Below are 25662 nucleotides of genomic sequence, written 5' to 3' on the forward strand. Positions count from 1 at the left end.
GCCGCCGCCATGGAATCGTTTGCTATTGGCGCTGCCCTGTTGCAGGACGGCGTGACCACCGGCGCCGTCTATGCGCTGCTGGGCATGGCGACTGTCCTGCTGTTCGTGGTCACCCGTGTCATTTTCCTGCCGCAGGGCGAATGGGTGGTGTTTGGGGGCCTGAGCCTCGCCATGCTCCAGGACGGCAAGGTGCCCGCCACCATCTGGCTGCTCGCGGCCTTGTCCGTCGTTGCGACCGCGCTCGAGCTGGCGGCGGCGGTGCGTGACCGGGAACCCAGGCGCTTCGGCCGCATCGCGCTGACCTGTCTGGGCATTCCCCTGGCCATCGTCGCGCTGACGGTCTGGGCGGCGCAGGCGTCCTTGCCGCTGGTCGCGCAAGGACTGGTCGCAACGGCGCTGGTGACCGCCATGGGACCGCTGCTCTACCGCGTGGTGTACCGGCCCCTGGTCGATGCCAGCGTGCTCGTGCTGATGATCGTGTCCGTGGGCGTGCACTTCGTGCTCAATGGTCTTGCCCTGCTGTTCTTCGGGGTGGACGGTTTCCGCACGCTGCCGTTCTGGGATGTGCAGGTGCCGCTGGGTGACCTGTCCTTGAGCGGGCAAAGCATTGTCGTCGTGGTCGCCACCGCGATCCTGATCGCGGCGCTCTGGCTGCTGTTCGAGCGCACCTTGTATGGCAAGGCGCTCTGGGCGTCGGCATCCAATACGCTGGGCGCGCGCCTGGTAGGCATTTCGGTGCCGTTTTCCGGCAGCGTCTCGTTCGCCATCGCCGCCTTCCTTGGCGCGCTGTGCGGAATCCTGATCGCTCCGGTGGTGACGCTCTATTACGACTCGGGCCTGCTGATCGGGCTGAAAGGCTTCGTCGCCGCGATCTTCGGCGGATTGGCAAGCTATCCCTTGACCCTGGCCGGCGCGTTGTTGCTCGGCATCTTCGAGTCCGGCGTGTCCTACGCCGCCAGCGCCTTCAAGGAAGCCATCGTGTTCCTGTCGGTCATCCCGGTCTTGCTGTGGCTGTCGATGCGCGGCGGTGCGCACAACGCAGAGGAATGAACATGAAATCTGTCGATATTCCCGCGAGCGGCGCTGGTGTCGCTGCGTCCCCGGGCCGTAGCGCGCACTGGCGCCGGGCGTGCCAGATCGCCTTGGTGCTGCTGGTCGCGGCAGTGCCCTGGTCAACAGCCGTGCCGGAGTTCTGGATCTCGCAAGCCAACTACATCGGTCTCTATGCACTCGTCGTGTTCGGACTCGTGTTGCTGACCGGTGTGGCCGGACTGACGTCCTTCGGGCAGGCCGCCTTTGTCGGCATTGGCGCCTATGCCGGTGCGTATTTGAGCAGCACGCTGGATGCGCCGGCGTGGGCCACGCTGCTGTTCGGCCTGCTGGTCACGGGGGTGTGCGCATACGTGATTGGTGCCGTCACCATACGCATGTCGGGGCACTATCTTGCCCTGGCCACCATCGCATGGAGCCTGGCCCTGTACTACCTGTTCGGCAGCGTGGCGGCGCTGGGCAAGTACGACGGACTGGCCAACCTCGCCCCGCTGTCGCTGTTCGGACTCGAACTGCGCAGCGGCCGCGCCATGTACGCGCTCATCTGGACCTGTGTCGGCCTGTGCGGATGGGGCCTCCGCAACCTGCTGGACTCTCAGCCAGGCCGAGTCCTGCGCGCACTCAAGCATGGACGTCTGCTCAGCGAGTCCTTCGGTGTGGACACGGTAGCCAGCAAACGCCTGATCTTCGTGCTTGCCGCCATGCTCGCGTCGGTCGCCGGCTGGCTGTACATGTATCTGCAACGCGCCGTGAATCCGACGCCGTTCGGACTGAACGCCAGTCTGGAGTACGTGATCATGCTGATCGCGGGCGGAATGGCCAACGTCTGGGGCGCCGTGGTGGGCGCGGGGCTCGTGAAGCTGCTGCAGGACCAGTTGCAGACCGTGCTGCCGTCCTTGCTGGGCACGGCCGGCAACGTCGAATTGATCGTGTTCGGCGCCGTGCTGGTCGTGCTGCTGCGCTTCGCGCCCCATGGTGCGTGGCCCCATCTGCGGCGCCTGGTCCCCGACCGCGCGCCCCGGGCCGTGTTGCCGTCCCCGCCGTTGCCACGTCGCGCCAACCCACGGCACGATGGCGCGCTGCTGACCCTGACAGAGGTAGGCAAGCGCTTTGGCGGACTGCAGGCGGTCGATGGCGTCAGCTTCCAGGTCGCGCCTGCCAGCATCGTTGCGTTGATCGGCCCCAACGGCGCGGGCAAGTCCACCACCTTCAACCTGATTACCGGCGCGCTGTCGGCCAGCGCGGGGCGGATCGCCTTTGGGCCGACCCGCATCGACGGCTTGCCCGCGCGTGACATTGCGCGCCTGGGCATGGCCCGGACCTTCCAGCACGTCAAGCTGATTCCGGACATGACCGTCCTCGAAAACGTCGCGCTCGGCACGCATCTGCGCGCCCCGGCCAGCGTCTGGCGGTCGGTGCTGCGATTCGATCGCCCGGTGGAGCGGCAACGTTTGTACGAGGCGGCCGAAGCTTTGAAGCGGGTGGGACTCGACGGCCTGATGCATGCGGAAGCAGGCAGTCTGGCCCTCGGTCAACAGCGTCTGGTCGAAATCGCGCGGGCGCTGGCAAGCGACCCCACCATGCTTCTGCTGGACGAGCCCGCCGCCGGATTGCGGCATCTGGAAAAACAGGCGCTGGCGTCGCTTCTTGCCGCACTCCGCGCCGAAGGCATGACCCTCTTGCTCGTCGAACACGACATGGACTTCGTGATGGGACTCGCCGACCGCATCGTCGTCATGGTGTACGGCAAGAAGATCGCCGACGGCACGCCGGCCGAGATCCAGCAGCATCCGGCCGTCCGCGAAGCCTACCTCGGGAGCGATGCATGAACGCCATCCCGGTCCGTGTGGACCGCCCCGTCGTTACCCCCATGGACCGCCCCGACGTGGGACCTGCCGAACAGCCTGCACGTGCTTCGCAAGCGCCCGCTCTGCCTGCGCCACCCTTGCTCGACGTGGCCGGCCTGAGCGCCAGCTATGGCAAGGTCGACGCCTTGCTCGGCGCGTCGCTGCAAGTGCGCGCGGGCAGCATCGTGACCGTCATCGGCCCGAACGGCGCGGGCAAGTCGACCCTGCTCAATGCCTTGATGGGCGTGCTCAAGGCCCGCGGCGACATCCGCCTGGACGGCGAATCGCTGACGCGGCGCGATGTGGTGGGCCGCGTCATGCGCGGCATGGCGCTGGTGCCCGAAAAGCGGGAGCTGTTTGCCGACATGACCGTAGCCGACAACCTTCGTCTTGGCGGCTTCCGGCGCTATCGCGCAGGCGAAGCGCAGCCCCTGGATCAGCTCGACTGGGTCTATCACCTGTTCCCGCGTCTGAAAGAGCGCGCGCGGCAACTGGCCGGCACCCTGTCCGGCGGCGAGCGGCAGATGCTGGCCGTTGGCCGCGCCCTGATGGGCAAACCGCGTCTGCTGATGCTTGACGAACCCAGCCTGGGTCTTGCGCCACGCATCGTGCAAGAGGTGTTGGACGTGGTGGCCAGCTTGCGCGGACACGACGTGTCCACGCTGCTGGTCGAGCAGAACGCGCGCGCCGCACTGCGCGTGGCCGACTACGGCTATGTCCTGGAAAACGGCTGCATGGTGCTCCAAGGCGCCGCCAGCGATCTCGAAAGCCACCCGAAGGTGGTCGACGCTTACCTGGGACTGGCCCGGCCTGCGCCGGCGCCTGTCCCTCCTTCTCCTTCTGTTCTAGAGGCGGCACGATGAACGACACCACTTCCCACGCACTGTTGCGCCAGCAGATCGACGACGACATTGCGGTCTTCACCTTGAACCGGCCCGCCAAACGCAACGCCATCAGCCTGCCGGTCGTCGGCGCGCTGCGTTCGGCGTTCGACAACCTGCCGGCATCGGTTCGCGTGGTCATCCTGAACGGGGAGGGCGACCACTTCAGTGCCGGTCTGGACCTGTCCGAGCTGAACGCGTCGACGCCGGCGGAAAGCATGATGCATTCGCACCAATGGTACGCAGCGTTCCGCCAGATCCAGTTCGGCAGGGTGCCAGTGATCTCGGTGTTGCATGGCGCGGTCGTGGGGGGCGGGCTGGAACTTGCCGCGGCCACCCATGTGCGCGTGGTGGAAGAGAGCGGCTATTTCGGCTTGCCTGAAGGGCAGCGCGGCATCTTCGTGGGCGGCGGCGGATCGGTGCGGATTTCCAAGCTGATCGGCTTCTCACGCGTCGCGGAAATGATGCTGACCGGCCGGGTGTACGGCGCCGCCGAAGGCGTGCAGCTGGGCCTGGCCCACTACCTGACGCCCGCCGGCGAAGGCATGCGCAAGGCGCGCGAACTGGCCCGGCGCATTGCCGGCAACGCGCCCTTGTCCAACTTCGCGATCACGAATGCGTTGCCGTTGATTGCGGAGCAGCCGATGGAACACGGCTTGATGACCGAGTCGTTGATGGCTGCCATCACCCAAGGCGACGACGAAGCCAAGCAGCGCGTCGCGGCCTTTCTCGACAAACGTGCCGCGAAAGTGGTGCCGAGCTGAGGCAAGTCCATCAGTCTTGCCTTTTTCGGCGGCCTGGCTTGCCAGGCGCTTGCTCGTACAGACGCGGACGTTCGACGATCCGCGCGACATTCAGGAGACACACCATGACGACATCCTTGCCCGGCGAACCGCTGCCTCTGCCTTTGCGGCCCATGCGCTTCGGGCCTTATGCAGCGGACGTGACCCAACGACCGGACGGTGTCTGGCTGCTGCGGTCGACCGACCCCTTGCAACCCAGTCCGGCACGGGTCACCGACCTACTGGTGCACTGGGCGCAGCGCACGCCCACCGCCACCTTTCTGGCAAAACGCGACGCCGCCGGGCAGTGGCGGCACCTCAGTTATGGCGATGCGCTCGCGCGCGTGCGCCAGCTTTCCGAAGCGCTGCTGCAACGCGGGTTGAGCGAAGACCGGCCCTTATTGATCCTGTCGGGCAACGATCTCGAACACGCCTTGCTGGGATTGGCGGCCATGCATGTGGGCCTGCCCTACGTTCCGTTGTCGCCTGCCTATTCGCTGCTGGCGACCGATGGCGCCAAGGTGCGTCATGCCGTCGAACTGCTGACGCCTGGAATGGTGTTTGCCGCCGACGGCGGCGCCTTCTCGCGCGCGATCCTGAACGCGGTGCCCGAAGACGTTGAGATCGTGGTCACCCATGGCGAGGTCCCGGGACGGGCCTGCACATCCTTCGCGGACCTGCAGGCGACGGTGACCACCGCACGGGTCGATGCCGCGCATGCCGCGGTCACCGAGTCGACGATCGCGAAATTCCTCTTCACTTCTGGATCGACGCGGATGCCCAAGGCGGTGATCAACACGCACGGCATGATCTGCTCGAATCTGCAGATGTACACGCAGTGCTACCCCTTCATGGGCGAGGACACGCCCGTGCTGGTTGATTGGCTGCCGTGGCACCATACGGCAGGCGGCAACCACAACTTCGGGCTGGTGCTCTATCACGGCGGCAGTCTCTTCATTGATGACGGCAAACCCACCGACGACGGGTTTGCCGAGACCTTGCGCAATCTCAGGGATGTCTCTCCGACCGTGTACTACTCCGTGCCCAAGGGCATGGAGTTGCTGACGCGCGCGATGCGCGGCGATTCCGCGCTGCGGACGTCGTTCTTCTCTCGTCTTCGGCTGATCTTTCCGGTCGGCGCGGCGCTGTCGCGCGCCTTGCAAGTGGCCATCGACGACCATGCTGTCGCAGCGTGCGGCTACCGCATTCCCATGACGATGGGACTGGGCATGACCGAGACCGCGCCCTTTGCGATCTCGGCGCACCTGCCGGACTGGGTCGCCGGCAAGATCGGCCTGCCGGCGCCTGGCGTGACCGTAAAACTCGCCCCCCACGGCAACAAGCTGGAAGTCCGTTACCAGGGTCCGAACGTCACGCCCGGCTATTGGCGGCAACCGGATCTGACGGCCGACGCCTTTGACGACGAAGGCTTCTTTTGCAGTGGCGACGCAGCCCGCTTCGAGCATCCGGCACAGCCCGCGCAGGGCCTGGTATTCGACGGCCGCATTGCCGAAGACTTCAAGCTGAGCAGCGGCACGTGGGTGAACGTTGGCGATGTCCGCGCCTCGCTGATTGCGGCGGGCGCTCCGCACCTGATGGACGCGGTGATCACCGGCCAGGACCGCCACGAACTGGGCGCCTTGCTGTTCCTGCACGCCCCCAGCCTTGCGCATTGGACCGCGCCGGGTAACGAAAGCGGGTTGTCGGACTGGGTGCAGGGCGTCCTCGACACCTGCGCGGCACGCGCGCAGGGCAGCTCGTTCCGCGTCTGCCGGGCCATGGTCATGACGCAGCCGCCATCCCTTGCGCTTGGCGAGATGACCGACAAAGGGTCGATCAATCAACGCATGGTGCTGGCCCGCCGCGCCGACCTGGTCGAACAGCTGTATCAGGACCCGGCTGGCGCGTGTGTATTTCGCCCCGGCGCGCGGGTGGCGTCGCCTGGCAGCGGCGTGTCCGCATAGTGCATCAGGAGAGTCCCCATGCAACTCGTTGATATCCCTGTCCTTGTCACGGGCGGTGCGTCCGGACTGGGCGCGGCCACCGCACGCCGCCTGGCGCAGGCTGGCGCACGGGTGGCCGTACTCGACATCCAGCTCGACGCCGCGCAATCCTTGGCCCAGGCCATTGGCGGCCTGGCGGTTCATTGCGATGTGACCCGCACCGAATCCCTCGAAGCCGCGCTGCTCCATGCGGAAGCCGCGCACGGACCCGCGCGCCTGCTGGTCAATTGCGCGGGCGGCGGTGCGCCGGCCCGCATCGTGGGGAAAGACGGCCCCATGCCGATGGAAGCCTTCCGGCGCATCCTGGAACTGAACCTGATCGGCGCCTTCAATGCGACGCGCCTGGCTGCCGCAAAGATGATGACGCTGGATCCGCTGGCCGATGGCGAGCGCGGCGCGATCGTCTTCACGACGTCCGCGGCTGCCTACGAAGCCCAGGTCGGTCAGGCCGCGTATGCGGCGGCCAAAGGCGGACTGACGTCGCTTACCTTGCAAATGGCGCGCGAGTTCGCGCCGTTCGGCATTCGCGCCATGGCTATTGCCCCCGGGATCTTCGATACGCCGCTGTTGCAGACGGCGTCCGAAGCGGTTCGCGCGTCTCTAGCGGCGGCGATTCCGTTTCCGTCGCGCCTGGGACAGCCGGATGAATTCGCCGAGCAGGTCGTCAACATCGCAAGGTGTGCCTATCTGAACGGCGAAACCATCCGGCTCGATGGCGCCATCCGGCTCGCACCCCGATAGGACACTGGCGCGGCCGGTATGACACGCACCGTCGCTGCGCTTTGCGCCTTCCACGAACACGACGGCCGGTCCCGCGGGATCCGGCCGTTGTGTCATCCGCGAGCGGTGATCAGAACAGGTGGCGCATGCCTGCCATGACACCTGCCTGGTTGACACCGTAAGGCAGGCCGCTCAACGCCTGCCCGCCGCTGACCGACAGGTTGGCGCCGGCGTTGTTGTCGATAAAGCCGGCCAACCCGTACACCGCCGTGCGCTTGCTGACGGCGTACGTCGCACGCGCCGCGGCAAGCGTGGACTTGCCGTTGTCGATCGACGTCCGCAGCCGGGCGACTTCGGCGTCTATCGTCCAGGCGGTCGTCAGCGGATAGCTGGCGCCAAGGAAGTACAGGTCGCTATCCGATTTGCTGGCGGCACGCGTGCTGCGGGCGATCCAACCCGCGCCCAGTTTCAGTTGGCCCAGCTTGAGGTACCCGGTCAGCAATTGCCGGGTGTCCGTGCGGTCGCTGGCCGACAGGCCGGACGCATTGGGACCCCCGCGCAATTGATCGTAGCCAATGGCGAGACCGCCGCCGCGGGTGTCGTACTTGAGCGTGCCGGCAACCTGACGGCAGGCCTTGCGGTCGTCGGCGCGTTCGCCTGCGCAGTTGGTAGCGGCGGGCCCGCCTGCCGCGGAAACGTCGCGGCCCAGACTGTAGGTCAGCACCGTCGTAAAGGCATCGTAGGTCCCGCGATAGCCGATGGCATTATCGGACCGCGTGTTGGGAATGTAGCTGTCGAGACTGCCCAGACCGTACACGGCCGGCCCCATGACATCGGCGTCGCCAATGGCATACAAGGTGGCGTTGTACTGGCGCCCGAAGGTCAGCTGACCAAGGCGTGAGCCCAGCGCAACCCAGGCCTGCCGCCCGAACAGCCGCCCACCTTGCCCTTGCACACCGTTGTCTGTTCCAAAGCCGCTTTCCAGCGCGAACGACGCCTTCAGTCCGTCGCCGAGGTCTTCCTGACCGCGCAGGCCCCAGCGCGACGCCATGAGGCCGCCCGTGACAGTCGGCATGCGTAGCACGCCGTTGCCCGCGGCGTTGGCGTGCGTGACGTACTCGAGCCCGGTATCGATGGCGCCATAGAGCTGTACGCTTTGTGCGGAGGCCGCGCCGCTTGCCAGCGCCAGGACGGCGAATCCCAGGCCCGCCGCCCCGAACCTGGCGACACGCCGCCCGGCGACCGCTTTCGCCGACGTGCCCGCCGGACCCGACCTGTCCGGCATGCGGCGAATGTCCGCGTTGCGGCGGGTCGCCAGAGTTTTCTTTCTTGTAGTTGCCATGCTGTCCCTCCTCCGGGAAAAGATTCACCAGGTGAAAGAATAGCCAGGCTAACAAAATGGGGATATCGCTGCATTCCCTGTTCGGAGAAGCGCTTACCCGTCTGATTGGATCTGCTGGGGAATCAGCCCAGCGCCGTGTCGAGCAGCATCATGATCACGAATCCCATCATCAACCCCACCGTGGCATAGACCTCGTGCCCCTTGCGATGGGATTCGGGAATGATTTCATGGCTGATCACGAACAGCATGGCGCCCGCGGCGAGCCCCAGGCCCCATGGCAGCAGGGCCGCGGAATAGCTGAGCAAGGACGCGCCCAACACGGCCGCGATCGGTTCCACGAGCCCAGACAGCACAGCCAGCACGACCGCCGTCACGCGGCGGTAGCCGATCGACGCCAGCGCGATCGCCACCACCAGCCCTTCGGGCACGTCCTGGATGGAAATGCCGGTCGACAGCGCAGCCGCGCGCAGCGGGTCGGTACTGGCAAACGCCACGCCGATGGCGAGGCCTTCCGGAATATTGTGCAAGGCGATCGCGAACACGAACATCCACGTCCGCTTGATGGACTGAGGCGTCGCGTCGCCTTGCCTGCCTTCGACGCCCTTGATGAAATGTTCGTGCGGCAGCCATCGCTCCATCAGCAACAGCAGCAGCGCGCCCAGCAAAATGGCGCCGCCAACGATCAGGCCGGCTTCCCACGGGCCGGCGCCCTGGTCCTTCGCGGCCGCGATCCCCGGCACCACCAGGGAAAAGGCGCTGGCCGCGAGCATGACGCCTGCGCCAAAGCCAAACAGGCTGTCCTGCACGCGGTCGCTCATGCGTTGCGAGAACAGGACCGGCAGCGCGCCCAACGCGGTGGCTCCAGCCGCCATGAGGCCGCCCAGCAAAGCGTTCATCACCCTCGGGTCCTGCATCGCGGTGGTGGTCCACGCGCGATGCAGCAGGATGACCAGGCCGGCAAGGGCAATGACCGCCCCGATGCGCTTGCGCATCAGGTGCAGGCCGTTGGGAGCAGGGCGGCTGCTGGTAGCCACGCGATCAGCCTTTGGCGGCGTCGAAGCGGCGGGACACTTCCTGCCAATCCACCACGTTGTAGAACGCCGAAATATATTCCGGGCGGCGGTTCTGGTACTTCAGGTAGTAGGCGTGTTCCCAGACGTCCAGGCCCAAAATCGGCGTGTTGCCGGTCATGAGCGGGCTGTCCTGGTTGCCCGTGCTTTCGACTACGAGCTTGCCCGCCGGCGTGACGCTCAGCCAGGCCCAGCCGCTGCCGAAACGGGTCAATGCGGCCTTGGTGAACGCGTCCTTGAACGCGTCGAAACCGCCCAGGTCCGAGTCGATGGCCGCCGCCACGCTACCGGTCGGCGCGCCGCCCCCGAGGGCGAGATCACCGTCCAGAACAGGCTGTGGTTTGCGTGGCCGCCGCCGTTGTTGCGGACGACAGCCTTCAAGTTGTCGGGCAGCGAGTCGATCGACTTGACCAGTTGTTCGACGGGCTGGTCGCCAAGCGGATTGTTTTCCAGCGCCGCATTGACGTTGTTGATGTAGGTCTGGTGGTGTTTGGTGTGATGGATTTCCATGGTCTGGGCGTCGATATGCGGCTCCAGAGCATCGTAGGCATACGGCAGTGCTGGAAGGGTATAAGGCATGGTGTGATCTCCGTGGACAGAATGGAACAACGTGACGTCGTGCGGGTGTCGTGATGACAGGAGCGGGGGTGGCTCGGCAGGCTGCGCCGCAACGTTCGTGCCGGGGGCGCGAACCGTGGCGCGGCAGGCCAGTCAATGGGTAGGAAATTCCGCGGCCGCAACGACCGTCAGACCTTGCCTGTCGTGCGCAAGGCTGGCTCGCAGTCGCGCGTGCGTCGGCGCGGTGCGGGCGCATCGCAACAGTTCATGCAGGGTCTGGCGGGCATGCCGCAGGGCTGCCTGCCGCAGCGCCAGGTCGGTAAGCGGATCAGCAATCAGGCCTTGCAGCGCGTCGTGTGCGTCGCACACCTGGGTGATCGCCGCTTCGTGCGCGTTGCTCAGCCGGTGCAGATCCGCCAGGTTGTGGTGGGACACCACCAGCGCCGCCAGCGCGGCGTCATGGTCGGGCCAGTCGCCCACCAGGGTCTGCGCCAGCCTGAGCGCCAGCCGGTAGTGCCCCAGCGCGGTGGCCGGCTCAGGCCCGGTGAAGGCCTCGTTGCCAGCCTCGATCGCCTGTTTCCATTGCTCCATCGGGGTGCCGGGCCGCAGCGGCAGCACGGCGCAGGGAAGGGTAGGAGGATGCACGGTGGACTCCGTAGATGACGGTTGCTCGCCGCGTGGTGAACGAGACACCCCCTAATTTAGCAGAAATGAGAAGCGTTCCTGTTTCGAAATGGAATTGCGCGTGAATGTCCGTCCTGCGCGTCGCGCGTTCGCGCCAGCAGGGTGCACGCGGGGCGGCAGGGCCGCCCGCAACCATCAGAGGTCCAGCGTTGCCACCACCGGCGTGTGATCCGAGGGTTGTTCGTTGCGGCGAGGCCCTTTGTCGATGATGCAGGCGCTGCACACCGTCTTGAGCGGTTCGCTCAGCAGGATGTGGTCGATCCGCAGACCCGCGTTGCGGCGAAAGCCCATCATCCGGTAATCCCACCAGCTGAACATTTTGGGTTCCTGCTCGAACAGCCGGAAGGCGTCCGACAGCCCCAGGCCCAGCAGCGTACGGAACGCGCTGCGTTCGGGCTCGGACACCAGCACGCTGCCTTCCCACTTGGCCGGGTCGTGCACGTCGCGATCCTCGGGCGCAATGTTGTAGTCGCCCAGCACGGCCAGTCGTGGGTACCTGGCCATCTCGGCCTGCACAAAGGCGGTAAAGGCGCGGTACCAGTTGAGCTTGTACTCGTACTTGTCGCTACCCACGGCCTGACCGTTGGGGCAGTACGCACAGATGATCCGAACATCGCCCTGAGGCGAGTCCAGCGTGACGGCGATGACGCGTTGCTGGTCGTCGTCGAAGCCCGGAATGTTGCGCTGGATGTCGCGCGGCTCGGCCTTCGAAATGACGGCGACGCCGTTGTAGGTTTTCTGCCCGATGAACGCGACGTGATACCCCGCTTCGCGGAACGCGTCGACCGGCACCTTCTCGTTGACCTGTTTCAGCTCCTGCAGACACAGTGCGTCCATGGGGTTGTCCTGCAGCCAGGCGAGGACTTGCGGCAGCCGCACGGTCAGGGAGTTGATGTTCCAGGTGGCAATGCGCATGGGAAGGACTCGAGCAGAAGGGATGACGGGCATCGATTCTACCGCCGCGGAATGGCGCGCCAGGGTCGGGAAGGATGCGCCGTGGCCACGCGAAAGTGTGTTGATCAAACAACTTTAAGCACTACAGCGTTCAGCTTCGCGTCAAATGCGTAGAGAAACACAAGTGAGTATTGTTATCATTAGCGCCGATACGTACGTAGTTTCTCTCTCATTGCTGCATGGCTACATGTGCCGTGCTTCCGGACCCATCAATGCCTCACTCGCACCTTTCCCGCCCCGCGTCGCCGCGCGGCGCTGTCCCTGTCCTGCGTCCGATCGTTCGCCACCTGGCGGGGATCGGCTTTGTGATGATCGCCGGCAATGCGCTGGCGCAGACGGCCACGACAACTCCTTCCACGACCGCCCAGCCGGCGGCGCTGGGTGAAGTGACGGTCGTCGGAACGTCGGGTAACGGTCTGCAGCCGCCTGCGCCCGGCGGGCAGGTGGCACGAGGCGGCAGCCTTGGTCTGCTGGGCTCGGACGACGTGATGAATCAACCGTTCAGCACGATCAATTTCACCTCGCAGGCGCTGGAAGATGCGCAAGCGCGTACGCTCGCGGACATCGTGATCAATGATCCGTCGGTGCGTCTGACGACCGGTACCGGAGGGTTCGACGACACCTTCACGATCCGTGGTCTGGCCGTCGGCGCAGGCGACGTGGCCATCAACGGGTTGTATGGTCTGACCGCCAGCAGGGTGCCCGCACAGCTGGTGGAACGCGTTGAAGTCCTGAAAGGGCCTGCCACGCTGATCAATGGTATTGCTCCGGGCGGCAGCGTCGGCGGCAGCATCAATGCGGTAACGAAGCGCGCTGGCGACGTCCCGCTGACCCGATTGACCACGACGTTCACGAGCAAGTCGAATCTGGCCGTGGGCGCCGACATCGGCCGCCGCTTCGGTGTCGACAATGCCTGGGGCATCCGCTTCAACGGCTTGGTGCGGGGCGGTGAAGGCACCGTCAACGGCGGTGATCAGAAGACGCAATTCGGTGCGCTTGGACTGGATTACCAGGGATCGCGCCTGAAGTGGTCGTTGGACGCCTACGTGCAACGCGACGATACGGACAACTTCCGTCCGCAGATCAGCTTGAACGCGCTGACGGCGATTCCTTCGCCCCCGGACGCGCGCGCGAACTGGTATCCCGGTACGGCGCTGGTGCAACGGGAAAATGTGATTGCCACGCGTCTGGACTATGACGTGACGGACACGCTGTCCGTATACGGGGGCATCGGCTATCGCGATGGCATGGCCGACCAAGTGTTCCCGCAGTCGACGGTGGCTGTGAGCAGCAATGGCGACTTCCGCGTGCGCAACAACTTCTACGATTCGATTTCAAAGACTGTCAGCGCCAACGTCGGCGCGCGCTGGCGCATCAACACGGGTCCGGTCAAGCACACGGTCAACGTCGGATTCTCGCAACTGGTGCAAAAGGCCGGCAACACGTTTACCGTGGGCACCAATGAAACCGGGACTACCACGGGCTTTCCGTCCAACATCTACAACCCGAGCCCGCTCGTTCCGGTCACAGCAGCCCGTCTCGACCCGCAAATGTTGACTGAAACCACGCTGCACAGCCTGGCCATCAGCGACACCATGTCGTTCGCCGATGACCGTCTGCTGATCACGCTTGGGCTGCGCGATCAGACGGCACGGGTGGACAGCATCGCCAACCCACCAACCACTGCGCCTTACAAGGCAAGCGCGGTCTCACCGCTGGCTGGCATTGTGTTCAAGCCGATCCAGAACGTGTCGGTTTACGGTAACTACACAGCAGGTCTGACCCGCGGCCAGATTGTTGGCGCTCAATACGCGAACCGGGGCGAGGTCCTGCCACCGTACAAGTCCAAGCAACTGGAAGCTGGGGTGAAGGTGGACTTTGGCCGTCTGACGACCAGCGCCGCGCTGTATCAGATCACGCGTCCGCTGTCGCAGGCCATTGGCCCCTTGCCGATCGCCAATCAGACGTTGGGCTATACCGGCGAAACCCGCTACCGCGGGCTGGAATTGTCGGCGTACGGCGAGATCCAGCCGGGTCTGCGTGGCATCGCCGGTGTGGCATTCACCGAACCCGAAGTCACCAGTTCGATCACCGCCGCCAACGTTGGCAACACGGTGCAAGGCGTGCCCGCGGTCACCGCCAGCGCGGGTCTGGACTGGGATACCCCCTGGGTCCAGGGGCTGGCGTTGAATGGTCGCGCCGTCTATACCAGCGGCTCGAATCTGAACGTGACCAACACGCAGCGTTTCGACAGTTGGACGCGGTTCGACATCGGCGCGCGTTACCGCACCAACATCTCGGGCAAGTCCGTCGTATTCCGCGCGAACATCGAAAACCTGTTCGACAAGAACTACTGGCTGACGACGGGGACGTACGTGGCTGTCGGCTCGCCGCGCACGTTCGTGCTTTCGGCATCGATCGACTTCTGATCACGGTGTCGCCAGGCCCGTCCGGCTGGCGACGAACCGCTTAATGCAAGACCTCAAGCGCTTCCTGGTGCCCGTGCATCAGGAAGCGCTTTGCCATTGGCTGAGCAGATCCTGGCGGGCTCGGCGCCCCCTTCAAAGGAAGCACCCACCGTGGCAGAGGACTGGAGCAGCGCTATAGTGTGCCTCGAAGCGCTCCAGTCACCGAGAGCGCACATTGACAAGCGAGACACCGATGCACCCGCGGAGCCATGACCTTGGCCGCCATTGATCTACGTCACACCCATTGGCTTGCCGTCTCCGCCATCGTCGCCAGTGGCATCGTGGCCGCGTTCCAGGTCGGCAAGGTGGTCATCACGATTCCCGCATTGCGGGCGGATCTTGGCCTGGACCTGACCGATGCCGGCTGGATCATGGCCATCTTCTCCTTGCTGGGCGTCGCCTGCGGCATACCGGTGGGTTCACTGGTGGGCCGGTTCGGCGCGCGGCGTTTGCTGGTGGCGGGGTTGACGGCCATTACTGTCGGCAGCGCGATGGCGGCGGCGTCGCACGGCTATCCGCTGCTGCTGGCGATGCGGACGCTGGAAGGTCTCGGCTTCGTGTTCATCACGATTGCCGGGCCATCCATGCTGCGTGAGGTCATTGCCACCAAGGACCGCGACTTGGCGTTCAGCCTGTGGTCCTCGTACATGCCGACGGGCATGGCCCTGGTGCTGGCTGCCGGCGGCTTTGTGCAAGGATGGCGGGGCGTGTGGTGGGCGACGGCCGCGCTTGCGGCGCTGGCCGCCATGTTCGTGCTGATGGTGGTGCCGGGCGGCGCGTCAGGGAATGGGGCGGCGGGCGGGAAGGTGCCTCTGCGCGACGTGCTGGGCGGCGCGGGACGCACGATCCGGAATGCCGGCTCGGCGCTGCTCGCGCTCTGCTTTGCCACCTACACGCTACAGTACTTTGCGTTGTTCAGTTTCCTGCCGGTGCTGTTGATCGACCGGCTCGGTATGACGGTGACGACAGCGGGCGCATTCACCGCGTTCGCAGCCGCCACCAATGCAATCGGCACGCTGATCGCCGGGCAACTGCTGTCGCGCGGCGTAATGGCGCGGTGGGCATTGATCACGCTCAGCAGCGCGGTGATGGGCCTCTGTTCCGTGGCGATTTTTGCAGCGGACCTGTCGCAGGCGGCAGTGCTGGTGTTGTGCGTGGTGTTCTCGTGCGTGGGCGGCATGTTGCCGTCGACCGTGGTCGCCAGCGCGCCGATGCTCTCCCCAGCGCGGCGCTGGTGCCGGTGGCGATTGGTCTGGCGATGCAGGGCAGCTATGTGGGGCAGGTGCTGGGACCGCTGGCCGTGGGCGTGGTGGTCGACCGGTTTGGATGGTCAGCGGCGGCGGGAGTGCCGGCCATGGCGGCGGCAATCGGCATGGCGGGCGCCTATGCCTTGCGGCCCATCTTCCGCCGCGTTCCTTAGTGGCGGTGGATCCCCGCAGCGGCGGATCGCCGTGGCAGTGGATCCTCGTCATTACTCTGCCGTCACCTTCGCGTTCTGCACCACGGTCTTCCATTGCTGGAATTCTTTCTCTTGTCGCCTGGCCAGTTCCGCCGGGCCGTCGTGCAGCGCGGTCACGCCCAGCTTCTCGAAACGCTGCCCAAGTTCCGGTGATCCCATCGCATGCTGTACGGCTTCATGCAGTTTCTGAACGATCGCGGGCGGCGTCCCCTTGGGCGCGTAGACCGCCACCCACAGATCGCCACTGAAGCCGGGCAGGGCCTCGCTGATGGCAGGCACGTCGGGCAGCAGCGGCACGCGCGACGCACTGCTGACGCCGATCGCACGCAGACGGCCTGACTTCACGGCCTCGACGGCGGACGGCAGGCTGGCGAACAGCATGGGCACCTGGTTGCCCATGACATCGCTCATGGCCGGGCCGACGCCCTTGTAGGGGATGTGCTGCAGGCGCAGTCCCCTTGCGCATTCATCATTTCGCCAAGCAGATGGTTCAGCGTACCGGCGCCCGCCGATGCGTACGGGTAACGGTCGGGATGTGCTTTGACTTCCTTCAGGAACGAAGTCAGGTCTTTGGCCGGAAAGCTCGGGTGGACGCACAACACGTTTGGAACTTCGCCCACCGCCGCGATTGGCACGAAGTCGCGGATCGGATCGAAGCGCGCGCTCTTGACCACCCACGGCACGATCAGCTGATTGCTGTTGGCGGTAACCAGCAGGTTGTAGCCATCCGGCGCCTCGCGCAACATGGCCTGCGTGCCCACGACACCGCCTGCGCCGGCTTTGTTGTTGACGACAACCGGTTGACCCAGGCTTTTTGCGAATTGCTCGGCAAGCACCCGCGCCACGATGTCCACGGTGCCGCCCGGCGCCGTCGGTACGGTAATGGTAATGGGGCGTTCCGGGTAGGCGGCGTGAACCGCAACAGGGCTCAGCCATGGCAAGACGGCCAGGCTGGTCATTGCCATGGTGCGCGCGGCGGTGGCGGTCGGCAACAGGCCGCGCAGGTCGAGACCGAAGGTCAGGCCGAGCAGGGCGCGGCGCGCGGCGGTTCGAAGGCAGGGGGATCTCATGCAAGCTGCTCCAGAAGGGGATCAAGGCGGGGCGACAAGGGCGCAGGCCGGGTGTCGATAAGGGGATGCAGCAGAGCTGCGTGGGCGAGCAAGGCGTGGTCAGCACGCGGTCGGCCGACCAGCGTCACGCCCAGTGGAAGGCCATCGCGCGACGTGCCGGTGGGAAGATGGATGCATGGCCAGCCCAGCACGGACCACCCCTTGTTGAAACCGGACTCGCCGGTGTGCGCCAGGCCTTTCGGCGCCGGCCCCGGCACGCTCGATGTCAGGATCAGGTCGGCATCGCCGAACCAGGCGTCCCAGCTGGCGCGGGCATGGGCCTGGAAGCGTTGTGCCGTGGTCCACGCGTCGCCGTTCAGCGCCAGGCCGTGCGCGACGGCGTCGAGCAGGCGGCGGCTCAGGCGCGCTCGATGGCGAGACACCACAGGCAACAGGCTGCGCGCGAATTCGTAGTGCATCAGGGTGTGATGCGTATCCAGCAAGGACTGGATCGGGAAGCGGCCATCGGACTCGCCGCGAACCTGCACGCCGTGTTCGAGCAGGCTGGCGCGGGCTGCGAGCAATGCCTTGTTCGCGTCATCGTCCAGGACGTGACCCGGGTGGCCGGGTAGCCAGGCGACCCGGCACTGGCCGAGCAAGTGGCCGCCCTGCGCGATCCTGTTCCGTGCGTGCGCGATGGCCATCACGGCGTCGTCAGGCATCGCATTGCGCCCATGGGGCATCTGCGGATCGCCCGCGAATGATGCGCGCTGAAGAGCTACGTCATTGCCGGATGGCAATAGCACGTTGGCGGCCGCGATCGCATCGTCTACATCGCGCGTATACCAGCCGATCACGTCGAGCGATTCGCACGCCACCACCATGCCCCCGCGCGCCACCACGCCATGCGTGGGCTTGTATCCAACAACCCCACAAAAGGCCGCGGGACGGATCATCGATCCGCCGGTCTGCGTGCCGAGGGCCAAGCGCAACTGGCCGGCTGCGACCGCCGCAGCCGAACCGCTGGACGAGCCGCCCGGCGTATGGGCAAGGTTGACGGGATTGCGTGTCGGCCCGGGCGTGACGTAGGCAAATTCTGTGGTCACGGTCTTGCCGATCGGGACGCCGCCCGTGGCGCGCAGCAAGGCCACACACGTGGCGTCGAAGCGCGCGGGTGCGTTGTCGTCGCATGCCGCGGATCCGCAACGCGTCGGCATGCCGGCAACGTCGATGATGTCCTTGACTCCGATTGCCCAGCCGGACAGCGGTCCCGTCGTGGTTGCCGGAACCGCACCGCCGTCGGCCGCCTCGGCCACGCCGGCGGCCGCCACGCTTTCGGGCGTTGCAAGGCAGGCCCACGCGCGCAGCGCGGATTCCTGCGCCACGGCCTGCGCAAGCGCTTGGGGCACGGATGGAACGTCAGGCACGGACACAGACAAAGAAGACATCGGCAGACTCGGATCCAATAGGGCGCAATGGATTGATCTTAGGCAGCGGCTTCTTTATCGTCTATGTCTTAATCAATGGTGCTTTATGACGAATTCCGACATAGTGTCGCTGGATGGAAAGTTGCTGGCGGCATTTCTGGCGGCCGCCGAGGAATTGCACTTTGGACGCGCGGCGGCGCGCTTGTTCATGACGCAGCCGCCCTTCAGCCAGCTGATCCGCCGCGTCGAAGACGTGGTTGGGGCGCCGCTATTCGTTCGCACGACACGCAGCGTCCGCCTGACTCCGGCAGGGCAGGTCATGCTGGATCATGTACGCGGTATGGCCGACGCGTCGGCGCGGATGCTGCGGGACGTGCGGCAGGCGGCGCGGGGCGAAGGCGGCGCGTTGACCGTAGGGCTAACGCCCACCGCGGCATGCTCGCCGCTGGCGGAACGGCTGTATCAATTCCGCAAGCGGTATCCGTCGGTCGATCTTGAGCTACGGGAAATGAACTCGAATCAGATGGAAGCAGCACTCAGATTGCGCAGTATCGACGTGGCCTTGATGCGGCCGATGGCCCTGGATGCCGACATCGACGTCATCGAGGTGTTCGATGAACCCTTGCTCCTGGCGCTGCGTGCGGACCACGCACTGGCAAGCCGCAAGCGCATCGGACTCGCGCAGGTGGCCGACTTGCCGCTGATCGGCTACTCGCCAGCCGTGTCGCCGTATTTCCGGCGGATGCTGCACGGCCTGTTTTCGTGCATCGGCCGGCGCCCGCGCTATGTGCAGGACAGTGTGCTTCCAACGGTGCTCACGTTGGTGGAAGCGGGCGCCGGGGCCGCGATCGTGCCGTGGACCATGACACGCAGCCGCGGGGATGCGCTGGTGTTCCTGCCAATCAGCGGCGTGGGCAAGGCGCGCGCAACCATTGTCATGGCCAGCCTGGCGGATTCCGCCAATGCGGTCGTGCCCAAGGCACAGGAGTTGCTGCGCAGTCATCGTTCTTAACCCAAGGAGACACCATGTCCGATGACAAAAACGCCACTGGGCAAGCTGACCGTTTGCGTATCAACGTCCATGAGGACTACGAATTGCATGACTGGTCCAAGAAGTTTGGCGTGACCCCGGACGAGTTGCGCGCGGCCGTCAGTGCGGTCGGGCCAATGGCCGCGGATGTAGAAAAGCACCTCAAGCAGCGGAAGTAAGAGTTCGGCGGCGACGGGCGATGGGACTTCCAGGAGGCCCTATCGCCCGTGCCGTCCTTGGCAGTTTTTACAGCAGTGGATACCGGGATGTATGCACCGGCATATACCGCATCACGGCCCAAGAGCGATGGCTTCGTCCGCGAATCCCTTGGTCAGTTCCAGCGCCTGCCGCTCGAACAGCCGGCGATACAGCCCGCCTTCGCGGCGGATGAGCTGATCGTGGCTCCCTTCCTCGATCACCTTTCCACGGTCCAGCACCAGCAGGCGATCCAGGGCCCGCACGGTCGACAAGCGGTGGGCGACGACCAGCGTGGTGCGGCCTTCCATCAGTCTTTCCATGGCTTGCTGGATCAGCACTTCGCTTTCGCTATCGAGGCTGGATGTGGCTTCGTCAAAAATCAGGATCGGCGCATCGGCCAGAAAGGCCCGGGCGATGGCCACGCGCTGGCGTTCCCCGCCGGATAGCTTCACCCCGCGTTCACCCACCAGCGTGTCATAGCCCTTGGGCAGCGCCGAAATGAAGTCGTGCGCACTGGCCTGCCGCGCCGCGGCTTCGATCTGGGCCTGCGTCGCGCCGGGGCGTGCATACGCGATGTTCTCGGACAGGGACCGATGGAACAGCACCGGTTCCTGCTGCACGATGGCGATCTGGCTGCGCAGAGACATCTGGCGGACCTCCGCAATGTCCTGGCCATCAATGGTAATGCTGCCGGCATTGATGTCGTACAGGCGCTGGATCAGCTTGATGAAGGTCGTTTTGCCCGAGCCCGAATGGCCTACCAGGCCGACCCGTTCACCAGGGGCGATGCGCATGGAAAAGTGGTCGTACAGCGGCGTGGAGTGGGGGCCGTAGCGAAACGTGACGTCGTTGAACCGGATCTCGCCTTCACGAATCCTGATGTCGCCCGCGCCCGGGCGATCCTCGACCCCCAGCGGCTGGCTTTCCAGCGACACCAGTTCTTCCATGTCGTTGACCGACCGCTGCAAGTTACGGATGTGCATGCCGACATCGCGCAGGTAGCCTTTCAGCACAAAGAACATCGTGAGCGCGAAGGTGATGTCGCCAACGCTGGCCTGGTTGCGCGACCACATCAGCAACGCGGTGCCCAGCATGGCTGCCTGCATCAGTACCAGCAAGGCGCCTTGCAGGCCGCCGTTGAGGGTGCCGCGGATCCAGGTGCGGCGTGTGCGCAGCCGCCACTTGGCCACGACGCGCGCCAGCCGCGCCTCTTCGCGGGCTTCGGCGCCGAAGGCCTTGACGACCGGATTGCAGCTGATGGCGTCGGCCAGCGCGCCGCCCATGCGCGTATCCCACGCGTTGGCCAGGCGGGCTGCGGGCGCGACAAAGCCCAGCGACATGGCGACGATGATGCCGACGAAACAGACCGAGCCGATTCCAACCACGAGTCCCATCAGCGGCCAATGCCAACCCAGCATGATGGTTGCGCCGATCAACATGATGATCGATGGGAACAGGGCCACCAGCAGCGTGTCATTGAGCAGATCCAGCGCCCACATGCCCCGCGTGATCTTGCGCACGGTCGATCCGGCAAAGCTGTTGGCATGCCAATTGGTCGAAAAGCGCTGGATGCGGTGGAAACTGTTCGCGGCGATGTCGCTCATCATTTTCAACGTGAGCTTGATGATGTTGAAGAACACCACTTGCCGGAACAGCGTGCCGCCCAGACCCAGCGCCGCAAGGATCCAGAACGCGGTCACGGCGGCGGTCCAGGCAGTGTGGTCGCTGGCGGCGCCGGACGCGACCGCGTCGACCAGGCGGCCGGCGTACAGCGGCGTCATCACGTCCGCCAGTGCGGACAGCAGCACCAGCCCGGCGATCAGGGCAATGCGCCACGGCTGCCTCCGCCAGTGCAGCAGCGTAAAGCCCAGAACATTCTTGAAGACCCGGCTGCCGGCATAGCGGGTGCCGACTGGAGGCGAAGGGGAAATGCGTCGTTTGCGGATCATTGCGAAGTGAAGAAGGACTTGCGGGTCGAGAAAACGCGTTGCGCTACGGATGGGAATAGGAGAAGGGAGCAAGACGGGTGACCGCCGGCCCTCCATCGTAGCGCGCCGGCCGCCTCGGAAGGCCATCGTATGGACGTTTTACGATGTACGCGCCCGCCGCGTCGCGCGACAGTAGAGCGCAACGAACCTGGATCCAATGAACCAACGAGGGCATGCCATGTGGCAACTTGACGTCGATACCCAACTTGAAACCGACGAACTGGCAAGCCTCCGGGTGCTGGTCGTCCAGAGCCAGACTGTTCATCGCGAGCGCATCAAACTGGAACTGCGCCACGCGGGCGTCGGCCGTATCGATGACGCCGCCAATGGCTCGCAGGCGCTCGCTCTGCTGCGCACCCGGGCGTTCGATCTGTTGATCGTCGATCTGGTCATGCCGCAGCTCGACGGCATCCAGCTGCTCGATCAGGCCGCGGCTTTCTGCGCCGACGTCCGCATTCTGGTGGTCGGCGACGCCGATCACGCGTTGCTGCGGACCGCCCGAAAGTTTGCCGTCACGCATGACCTGTGCATTCACGATTGCGTGCCGCATCCCCTGCGGGATGGCTTGCTTGCCGAAGTGCTGCGCGCGTCGCTTGACGACATGGCCGCGCGGCGCAGGGCGCCGGCGCACACCCCGCCTGCGGCGCCGGGACTGCCGTGTCTTCCCGCCTCCGGACCGTTGGACCTCGCCACCTTGCTGTCCACGGATTGCCTGCGCGTCGCCTACCAGCCCAAGATGTCCTTGTCGACGAATCGGATGACAGGCGTCGAAGCGCTAGCCCGCTTGCATCATCCCGAGCAAGGGATCCTGGCGCCCGATGCCTTCATGGCGGCGGTTGCTGCGCAGGGCCTGATGACCGATCTGACCCATCGCATGCTGGGCCTGGCTGCGGCCGAACAATCCTTGTGGGCGCGCAATGGTGCGTGCACGCCCGTGTCGGTCAATATGCCGGTCACGGTGGTCGAAGCGCCCCGCGCGGTCGAACGCCTTGTCGAAGTCGTTCTGCGCTCGGGCAGCCAGCCCGAGGCCATCACGCTCGAGATCATCGAGACAGCGCCGATCCACGACAAGCGCGCGTTCTACCGCGCCGTGGCGGGCTTGCGGCTGGCCGGCTTCGGCCTGGCGATCGACGACGTGGGAACGGGCCATAACTCGCTTGACCTGCTGGTGAATGGTCCCTTTACCGAACTGAAGGTGGACCGCAGTTTCGTGGCCCGCGCCGATGCGTGCGCCGCATCCCGAGCGGTTCTCGAGGCCTGCGCGCGCCTGGGCGCTGAACTGGGCATGACGGTAACGGCCGAGGGCGTCGAGTGCACGGCCCACCTGGCGCAGGCGGCGTTGGCCGGGTGCAATGAGGTGCAGGGGCACCTGATCAGCACGGCGTTGCCCGCGGCTGCGATTCCGCAATGGATCGGACGGCGGCTGTGGTGAGTGGGCGTGGCCGTGCGGGGTCCGCCGCCAGATCGCGTTGCGCGCGAAGGGCCGCCCGGTCGAAGGCGTAGAATGCGGCCGGCTACCGTCCCGTTCCGGATGCCCTTGCCATGCCGTCATCTGCCGTGCCGCTTTCTCTTCCGACGCCCGCCGCATCTGGCTGCATGCGCAGCGGCTGGACGTGCCCGCACCCTTCACCGTCCGGGGCGAATCCGGCGCGGACGCCGTGCGCCGCGCCGTCGAACATCTGGGCTATGTCCAGATCGACACCATCCAGGTCATCGAACGGTGCCACCATCACATCCTGTGGTCGCGCATTCCGGAGTACTGCCGCGCCGATCTGCATCATGCGCAATCGGTCGCCAAGACCGTGTTCGAATATTGGACGCACGCACTGGCCTATGTGCCGAGCCGCGACATGCCCTTCTTTCTGGCGGAGATGAAGCGGCACCGGCTGTCACCCCGCGACGGCTACCGTTCGGCGCCGGCCGACGACGTGCGCAGGATCGTTCGCCGCGTGCGTGATGACGGCGCGCTGTCGCTGCGGGATATCGATGATGATGTCGAGCAGGAAAAGGACCACCCGTGGGGCAGCCGCAAGCCGTCGCGCCGGGCGCTGCAGGCCGCGTTCTTCGACGGCGCACTGACGATCAGTGAGCGCACGGGCATGGTCAAGCGCTATGAGCTGACCGCGCGGCATTTCGGATGGGCACACGCGCCCAAGACCGCGACGCCGGCACAGTGCACGGCGTATGTGCTAGACCGGGCACTGCGCGCGCAAGGTCTGGTCAGCGTGGATTCGGTGTGCCATCTGGATGCGCCACGCAAACCCGCCGTGCGCGCCCTGATCGACACCCGCGTGCGCCGAGGCGAATTGCTTCCGGTCCTGCTGGAAAACGATCGCGCCGCCACGCACTGGGTGCGGCCCGAGGACCTGGAGCCGCTGCCGCCCATCGATCCCGGCACCACGCATATCCTGTCGCCGTTCGACCCCTTGATCATCCAGCGCAAGCGGCTGGACCGGTTGTTCGGCTACCTGCACCGCTTCGAAGCCTATGTGCCGAAGGCCAGGCGCGTGTTCGGCTATTTCACGTTGCCGGTCCTGGCTGGAGATCAGGTGGTGGCGGCCATCGACATCAAGGCGGACAGGCCGCGGCAGCGCTTGCAGATCCAGCAGTGGACCTGGGTGGGCGAGGGCTGCGCGGCGCGGCACCAGCCGCAGATCGACGAGGCCTTGCACCGTTTCGAGGCCTTCCAATTCCGGGGCTGAGCCTGCGGACCTGTCACGGCGCCGCGATATTGAGGCGCGCGATCGGCGCCTCGGCGATGGGCAACGCGACGGAGTGGTTTGATTACGGCATCTACGCCTATGGGGTGACCTACCTGTCGGCAGCGCTGTTTCCGGGGTCGACCGATGAAGCGACGTTGTTTGCGCTGGCGACCTTCGCAATCTCCTTCCTGGTGCGGCCGCTCGGCGGATTGTTCTGGGGTCCCCTGGGTGACCGGCTGGGGCGCAAGTCGGTCCTGGCCTTGACCATCCTGATGATGTCCGGCGCCACCTTATGCGTGGGCCTCATCCCCTCCTATGACCGCATCGGTTTCTGGGCGCCGACCTTGCTGGTGGTGCTGCGCATGATCCAGGGATTTTCGACCGGCGGCGAGTACGGCGGTGCGGCCACCTTCATGGCCGAATACGCGCCTGACAGCAAGCGCGGTTGGTGCGGCAGCTTTCTGGAGTTCGGGACGCTGGCGGGATTCTCGGCGGGCGCTTTGCTGATGCTCGGATTTTCACTGGCGCTTGGAGACGAGGCGATGCATGCCTGGGGCTGGCGCATTCCGTTCCTGGTGGCCGCGCCAATGGGGCTGATCGGACTGTATCTTCGGTCCAGGATGGAAGACACGCCCGTCTTTCGCGAAGCCAGCGCGCAAGCCGCCGCGCATGCCGCGCCGACCTCGCCGTCAGGCGGACTGAAGGAACTGGTCACCGGCTACTGGCGTGAACTGCTGGTGATGAGCGGACTCGTCATTGCACTGAATGTTGTGAACTACACCTTGTTGAGCTACATGCCCACCTATCTGCAGCGGCGGCTCGGGCTTTCGCATAACGAGGCCCTGGTGGTGCCGATTGTTGGCATGTTGTTCATGATGGTGCTGCTGCCGTTCGCCGGCGCGCTATCCGATCGGCTTGGGCGCAAGCCGCTGTGGTGGGCATCCCTGATCGGACTGTTCGTGCTTGTCGTGCCCTTGTACCAGTTGATGGCGACCGGCATGACCGGGGCGGTCATCGGCTTTGCGTTGCTGGGCGCGCTATACGTGCCGCAACTGGCCACCATCTCCGCCACCTTTCCGGCCATGTTCCCCACGCGTGTGCGATTCGCCGGCTTTGCACTGGCCTATAACGTGTCGACGTCCGTGTTCGGCGGCACGGCACCTGCGCTGAATAGCGGACTGATCCGCGCAACAGGCGATGAACTGTTTCCGGCCTATTACATGATGGGCGCTTGCGTGATCGGTGCGATCGCGCTGGTGTTCCTGGTCGAGACAGCAGGCATGTCGCTGCGCGACGCTGGCCGGCGCCGGCCATCTCGACCTGCAGTACGCTGACGATCCGAACGTTCGGCGCATCGTTGTGATGGATGCTGCGGCGCAAATCCCCTAGAATCAGCGATCGCAAAGGAGGGCGGGGCGGCCTGTGTGTCTGGTCCCGCACAGTGATCCAA

At 65.6% G+C, this 25662-nt stretch carries 19 protein-coding genes and 2 pseudogenes; 13 read left to right on the forward strand and 8 right to left on the reverse strand.

Translation table 11 applies throughout. The features are described 5' to 3' along the window. Positions 1–9: 9 nt before the first annotated feature. The 6 genes from ACNANG_RS23155 to ACNANG_RS23180 all read left to right on the forward strand — a co-directional run bounded on the left by ACNANG_RS23155 (position 10) and on the right by ACNANG_RS23180 (position 7304). Entirely contained in the window at positions 10–1050 is a 1041-nt protein-coding gene (locus ACNANG_RS23155) for a branched-chain amino acid ABC transporter permease (protein WP_420224979.1), read from the forward strand. Beyond that, positions 1047–2879: an ATP-binding cassette domain-containing protein gene (locus ACNANG_RS23160; protein WP_420224980.1), complete on the forward strand. Its 1833-nt coding sequence runs from the start codon at positions 1047–1049 to the stop codon at positions 2877–2879. Before ACNANG_RS23155 ends, ACNANG_RS23160 begins: the two co-directional genes overlap by 4 nt. Next, positions 2876–3760 (forward strand): ABC transporter ATP-binding protein, encoded by an 885-nt coding sequence (locus ACNANG_RS23165; RefSeq protein WP_420224981.1) that lies wholly within the window; start codon positions 2876–2878, stop codon positions 3758–3760. Before ACNANG_RS23160 ends, ACNANG_RS23165 begins: the two co-directional genes overlap by 4 nt. After that, positions 3757–4542: a crotonase/enoyl-CoA hydratase family protein gene (locus ACNANG_RS23170; protein ID WP_420224982.1), complete on the forward strand. Its 786-nt coding sequence runs from the start codon at positions 3757–3759 to the stop codon at positions 4540–4542. The genes ACNANG_RS23165 and ACNANG_RS23170 overlap by 4 nt, the downstream gene beginning before the upstream one ends. A 104-nt stretch (positions 4543–4646) precedes the next feature. Continuing rightward, positions 4647–6524: a feruloyl-CoA synthase gene (locus ACNANG_RS23175; protein WP_420224983.1), complete on the forward strand. Its 1878-nt coding sequence runs from the start codon at positions 4647–4649 to the stop codon at positions 6522–6524. 18 nt (positions 6525–6542) lie between these two features. Further along, a complete protein-coding gene (locus tag ACNANG_RS23180; RefSeq protein ID WP_420224984.1) occupies positions 6543–7304 on the forward strand; it encodes an SDR family NAD(P)-dependent oxidoreductase in 762 nt (253 codons plus the stop codon). Between the two features lie 109 nt (positions 7305–7413). Here ACNANG_RS23180 and ACNANG_RS23185 read toward each other — a convergent pair whose 3' ends face one another. The 5 genes and pseudogenes from ACNANG_RS23185 to xth all read right to left on the reverse strand — a co-directional run bounded on the left by ACNANG_RS23185 (position 7414) and on the right by xth (position 11852). Next, positions 7414–8625, reverse strand: a complete 1212-nt coding sequence (locus ACNANG_RS23185; protein ID WP_420224985.1) for a porin — start codon at positions 8623–8625, stop codon at positions 7414–7416. 122 nt (positions 8626–8747) lie between these two features. Continuing rightward, positions 8748–9617: a ZIP family metal transporter gene (locus ACNANG_RS23190; RefSeq protein ID WP_420227643.1), complete on the reverse strand. Its 870-nt coding sequence runs from the start codon at positions 9615–9617 to the stop codon at positions 8748–8750. Between the two features lie 46 nt (positions 9618–9663). Next, positions 9664–10274 (reverse strand): annotated as a pseudogene (locus ACNANG_RS23195) (superoxide dismutase). A 132-nt stretch (positions 10275–10406) separates the two neighbouring features. Then, a complete protein-coding gene (locus ACNANG_RS23200) occupies positions 10407–10898 on the reverse strand; it encodes a hypothetical protein (RefSeq protein ID WP_420224986.1) in 492 nt (163 codons plus the stop codon). 174 nt (positions 10899–11072) lie between these two features. Further along, positions 11073–11852 carry an exodeoxyribonuclease III gene (gene xth / locus ACNANG_RS23205; protein WP_420224987.1) on the reverse strand — a complete coding sequence of 260 codons (780 nt, stop codon included), beginning with the start codon at positions 11850–11852 and terminating at the stop codon, positions 11073–11075. Positions 11853–12103: 251 nt separating this feature from the next. Between xth and ACNANG_RS23210 the strand changes: the two genes are divergently transcribed. Both ACNANG_RS23210 and ACNANG_RS23215 read left to right on the forward strand, forming a co-directional pair. Continuing rightward, entirely contained in the window at positions 12104–14320 is a 2217-nt protein-coding gene (locus ACNANG_RS23210) for a TonB-dependent receptor (RefSeq protein ID WP_420224988.1), read from the forward strand. Positions 14321–14568: 248 nt separating this feature from the next. Beyond that, entirely contained in the window at positions 14569–16008 is a 1440-nt protein-coding gene (locus ACNANG_RS23215; RefSeq protein WP_420224989.1) for an MFS transporter, read from the forward strand. On the opposite strand, the pseudogene ACNANG_RS23220 reads toward ACNANG_RS23215, so the two are convergent. Both ACNANG_RS23220 and ACNANG_RS23225 read right to left on the reverse strand, forming a co-directional pair. Further along, a pseudogene (locus tag ACNANG_RS23220) lies at positions 15912–16888 on the reverse strand (Bug family tripartite tricarboxylate transporter substrate binding protein); the annotation flags it as partial. The gene ACNANG_RS23215 and the pseudogene ACNANG_RS23220 overlap by 97 nt on opposite strands. After that, complete coding sequence (locus ACNANG_RS23225; RefSeq protein WP_420224990.1) at positions 16885–18315, reverse strand: amidase; 1431 nt, start codon at positions 18313–18315, stop codon at positions 16885–16887. The pseudogene ACNANG_RS23220 and the gene ACNANG_RS23225, both read right to left, overlap by 4 nt. Before the next feature lie 85 nt (positions 18316–18400). Here ACNANG_RS23225 and ACNANG_RS23230 point away from each other — a divergent pair, with 85 nt between their 5' ends. Next, positions 18401–19306: a LysR substrate-binding domain-containing protein gene (locus tag ACNANG_RS23230; protein ID WP_420224991.1), complete on the forward strand. Its 906-nt coding sequence runs from the start codon at positions 18401–18403 to the stop codon at positions 19304–19306. A gap of 14 nt (positions 19307–19320) precedes the next feature. Further along, complete coding sequence (locus tag ACNANG_RS23235) at positions 19321–19503, forward strand: DUF3606 domain-containing protein (RefSeq protein WP_420224992.1); 183 nt, start codon at positions 19321–19323, stop codon at positions 19501–19503. A 111-nt stretch (positions 19504–19614) separates the two neighbouring features. Here ACNANG_RS23235 and ACNANG_RS23240 read toward each other — a convergent pair whose 3' ends face one another. After that, complete coding sequence (locus tag ACNANG_RS23240) at positions 19615–21471, reverse strand: ABC transporter ATP-binding protein (RefSeq protein ID WP_420224993.1); 1857 nt, start codon at positions 21469–21471, stop codon at positions 19615–19617. 217 nt (positions 21472–21688) lie between these two features. On the opposite strand from ACNANG_RS23240, the gene ACNANG_RS23245 reads away from it, so the two are divergent. The 3 genes from ACNANG_RS23245 to ACNANG_RS23255 all read left to right on the forward strand — a co-directional run bounded on the left by ACNANG_RS23245 (position 21689) and on the right by ACNANG_RS23255 (position 25546). Continuing rightward, on the forward strand, positions 21689–22942 hold the full coding sequence (locus ACNANG_RS23245; RefSeq protein ID WP_420224994.1) for an EAL domain-containing protein: 1254 nt from the start codon (positions 21689–21691) through the stop codon (positions 22940–22942). A gap of 181 nt (positions 22943–23123) precedes the next feature. Next, entirely contained in the window at positions 23124–24212 is a 1089-nt protein-coding gene (locus ACNANG_RS23250) for a DNA glycosylase AlkZ-like family protein (protein WP_420224995.1), read from the forward strand. Continuing rightward, entirely contained in the window at positions 24200–25546 is a 1347-nt protein-coding gene (locus ACNANG_RS23255; protein ID WP_420227644.1) for an MFS transporter, read from the forward strand. The genes ACNANG_RS23250 and ACNANG_RS23255 overlap by 13 nt, the downstream gene beginning before the upstream one ends. The last annotated feature ends 116 nt before the right edge of the window (positions 25547–25662 follow it).

It is taken from the genome of Pigmentiphaga litoralis (genome assembly GCF_048632615.1).
Taxonomy (GTDB): Bacteria; Pseudomonadota; Gammaproteobacteria; order Burkholderiales; family Burkholderiaceae_B; genus Pigmentiphaga; species Pigmentiphaga litoralis_B.

What these genes read in the sequence shown, in the direction of transcription:
- ACNANG_RS23155 (WP_420224979.1), top strand. Translation starts at nt 10, where the DNA reads ATGGAATCGTTTGCTATTGGCGCTGCCCTGTTGCAGGACGGCGTGACC.
- ACNANG_RS23160 (WP_420224980.1), top strand. Translation starts at nt 1,047, where the DNA reads ATGAACATGAAATCTGTCGATATTCCCGCGAGCGGCGCTGGTGTCGCT.
- ACNANG_RS23165 (WP_420224981.1), top strand. Translation starts at nt 2,876, where the DNA reads ATGAACGCCATCCCGGTCCGTGTGGACCGCCCCGTCGTTACCCCCATG.
- ACNANG_RS23170 (WP_420224982.1), top strand. Translation starts at nt 3,757, where the DNA reads ATGAACGACACCACTTCCCACGCACTGTTGCGCCAGCAGATCGACGAC.
- ACNANG_RS23175 (WP_420224983.1), top strand. Translation starts at nt 4,647, where the DNA reads ATGACGACATCCTTGCCCGGCGAACCGCTGCCTCTGCCTTTGCGGCCC.
- ACNANG_RS23180 (WP_420224984.1), top strand. Translation starts at nt 6,543, where the DNA reads ATGCAACTCGTTGATATCCCTGTCCTTGTCACGGGCGGTGCGTCCGGA.
- ACNANG_RS23185 (WP_420224985.1), bottom strand. Translation starts at nt 8,625, where the DNA reads ATGGCAACTACAAGAAAGAAAACTCTGGCGACCCGCCGCAACGCGGAC.
- ACNANG_RS23190 (WP_420227643.1), bottom strand. Translation starts at nt 9,617, where the DNA reads ATGCGCAAGCGCATCGGGGCGGTCATTGCCCTTGCCGGCCTGGTCATC.
- xth (WP_420224987.1), bottom strand. Translation starts at nt 11,852, where the DNA reads ATGCGCATTGCCACCTGGAACATCAACTCCCTGACCGTGCGGCTGCCG.
- ACNANG_RS23210 (WP_420224988.1), top strand. Translation starts at nt 12,104, where the DNA reads ATGCCTCACTCGCACCTTTCCCGCCCCGCGTCGCCGCGCGGCGCTGTC.
- ACNANG_RS23215 (WP_420224989.1), top strand. Translation starts at nt 14,569, where the DNA reads ATGACCTTGGCCGCCATTGATCTACGTCACACCCATTGGCTTGCCGTC.
- ACNANG_RS23225 (WP_420224990.1), bottom strand. Translation starts at nt 18,315, where the DNA reads ATGTCTTCTTTGTCTGTGTCCGTGCCTGACGTTCCATCCGTGCCCCAA.
- ACNANG_RS23230 (WP_420224991.1), top strand. Translation starts at nt 18,401, where the DNA reads ATGACGAATTCCGACATAGTGTCGCTGGATGGAAAGTTGCTGGCGGCA.
- ACNANG_RS23235 (WP_420224992.1), top strand. Translation starts at nt 19,321, where the DNA reads ATGTCCGATGACAAAAACGCCACTGGGCAAGCTGACCGTTTGCGTATC.
- ACNANG_RS23240 (WP_420224993.1), bottom strand. Translation starts at nt 21,471, where the DNA reads ATGATCCGCAAACGACGCATTTCCCCTTCGCCTCCAGTCGGCACCCGC.
- ACNANG_RS23245 (WP_420224994.1), top strand. Translation starts at nt 21,689, where the DNA reads ATGTGGCAACTTGACGTCGATACCCAACTTGAAACCGACGAACTGGCA.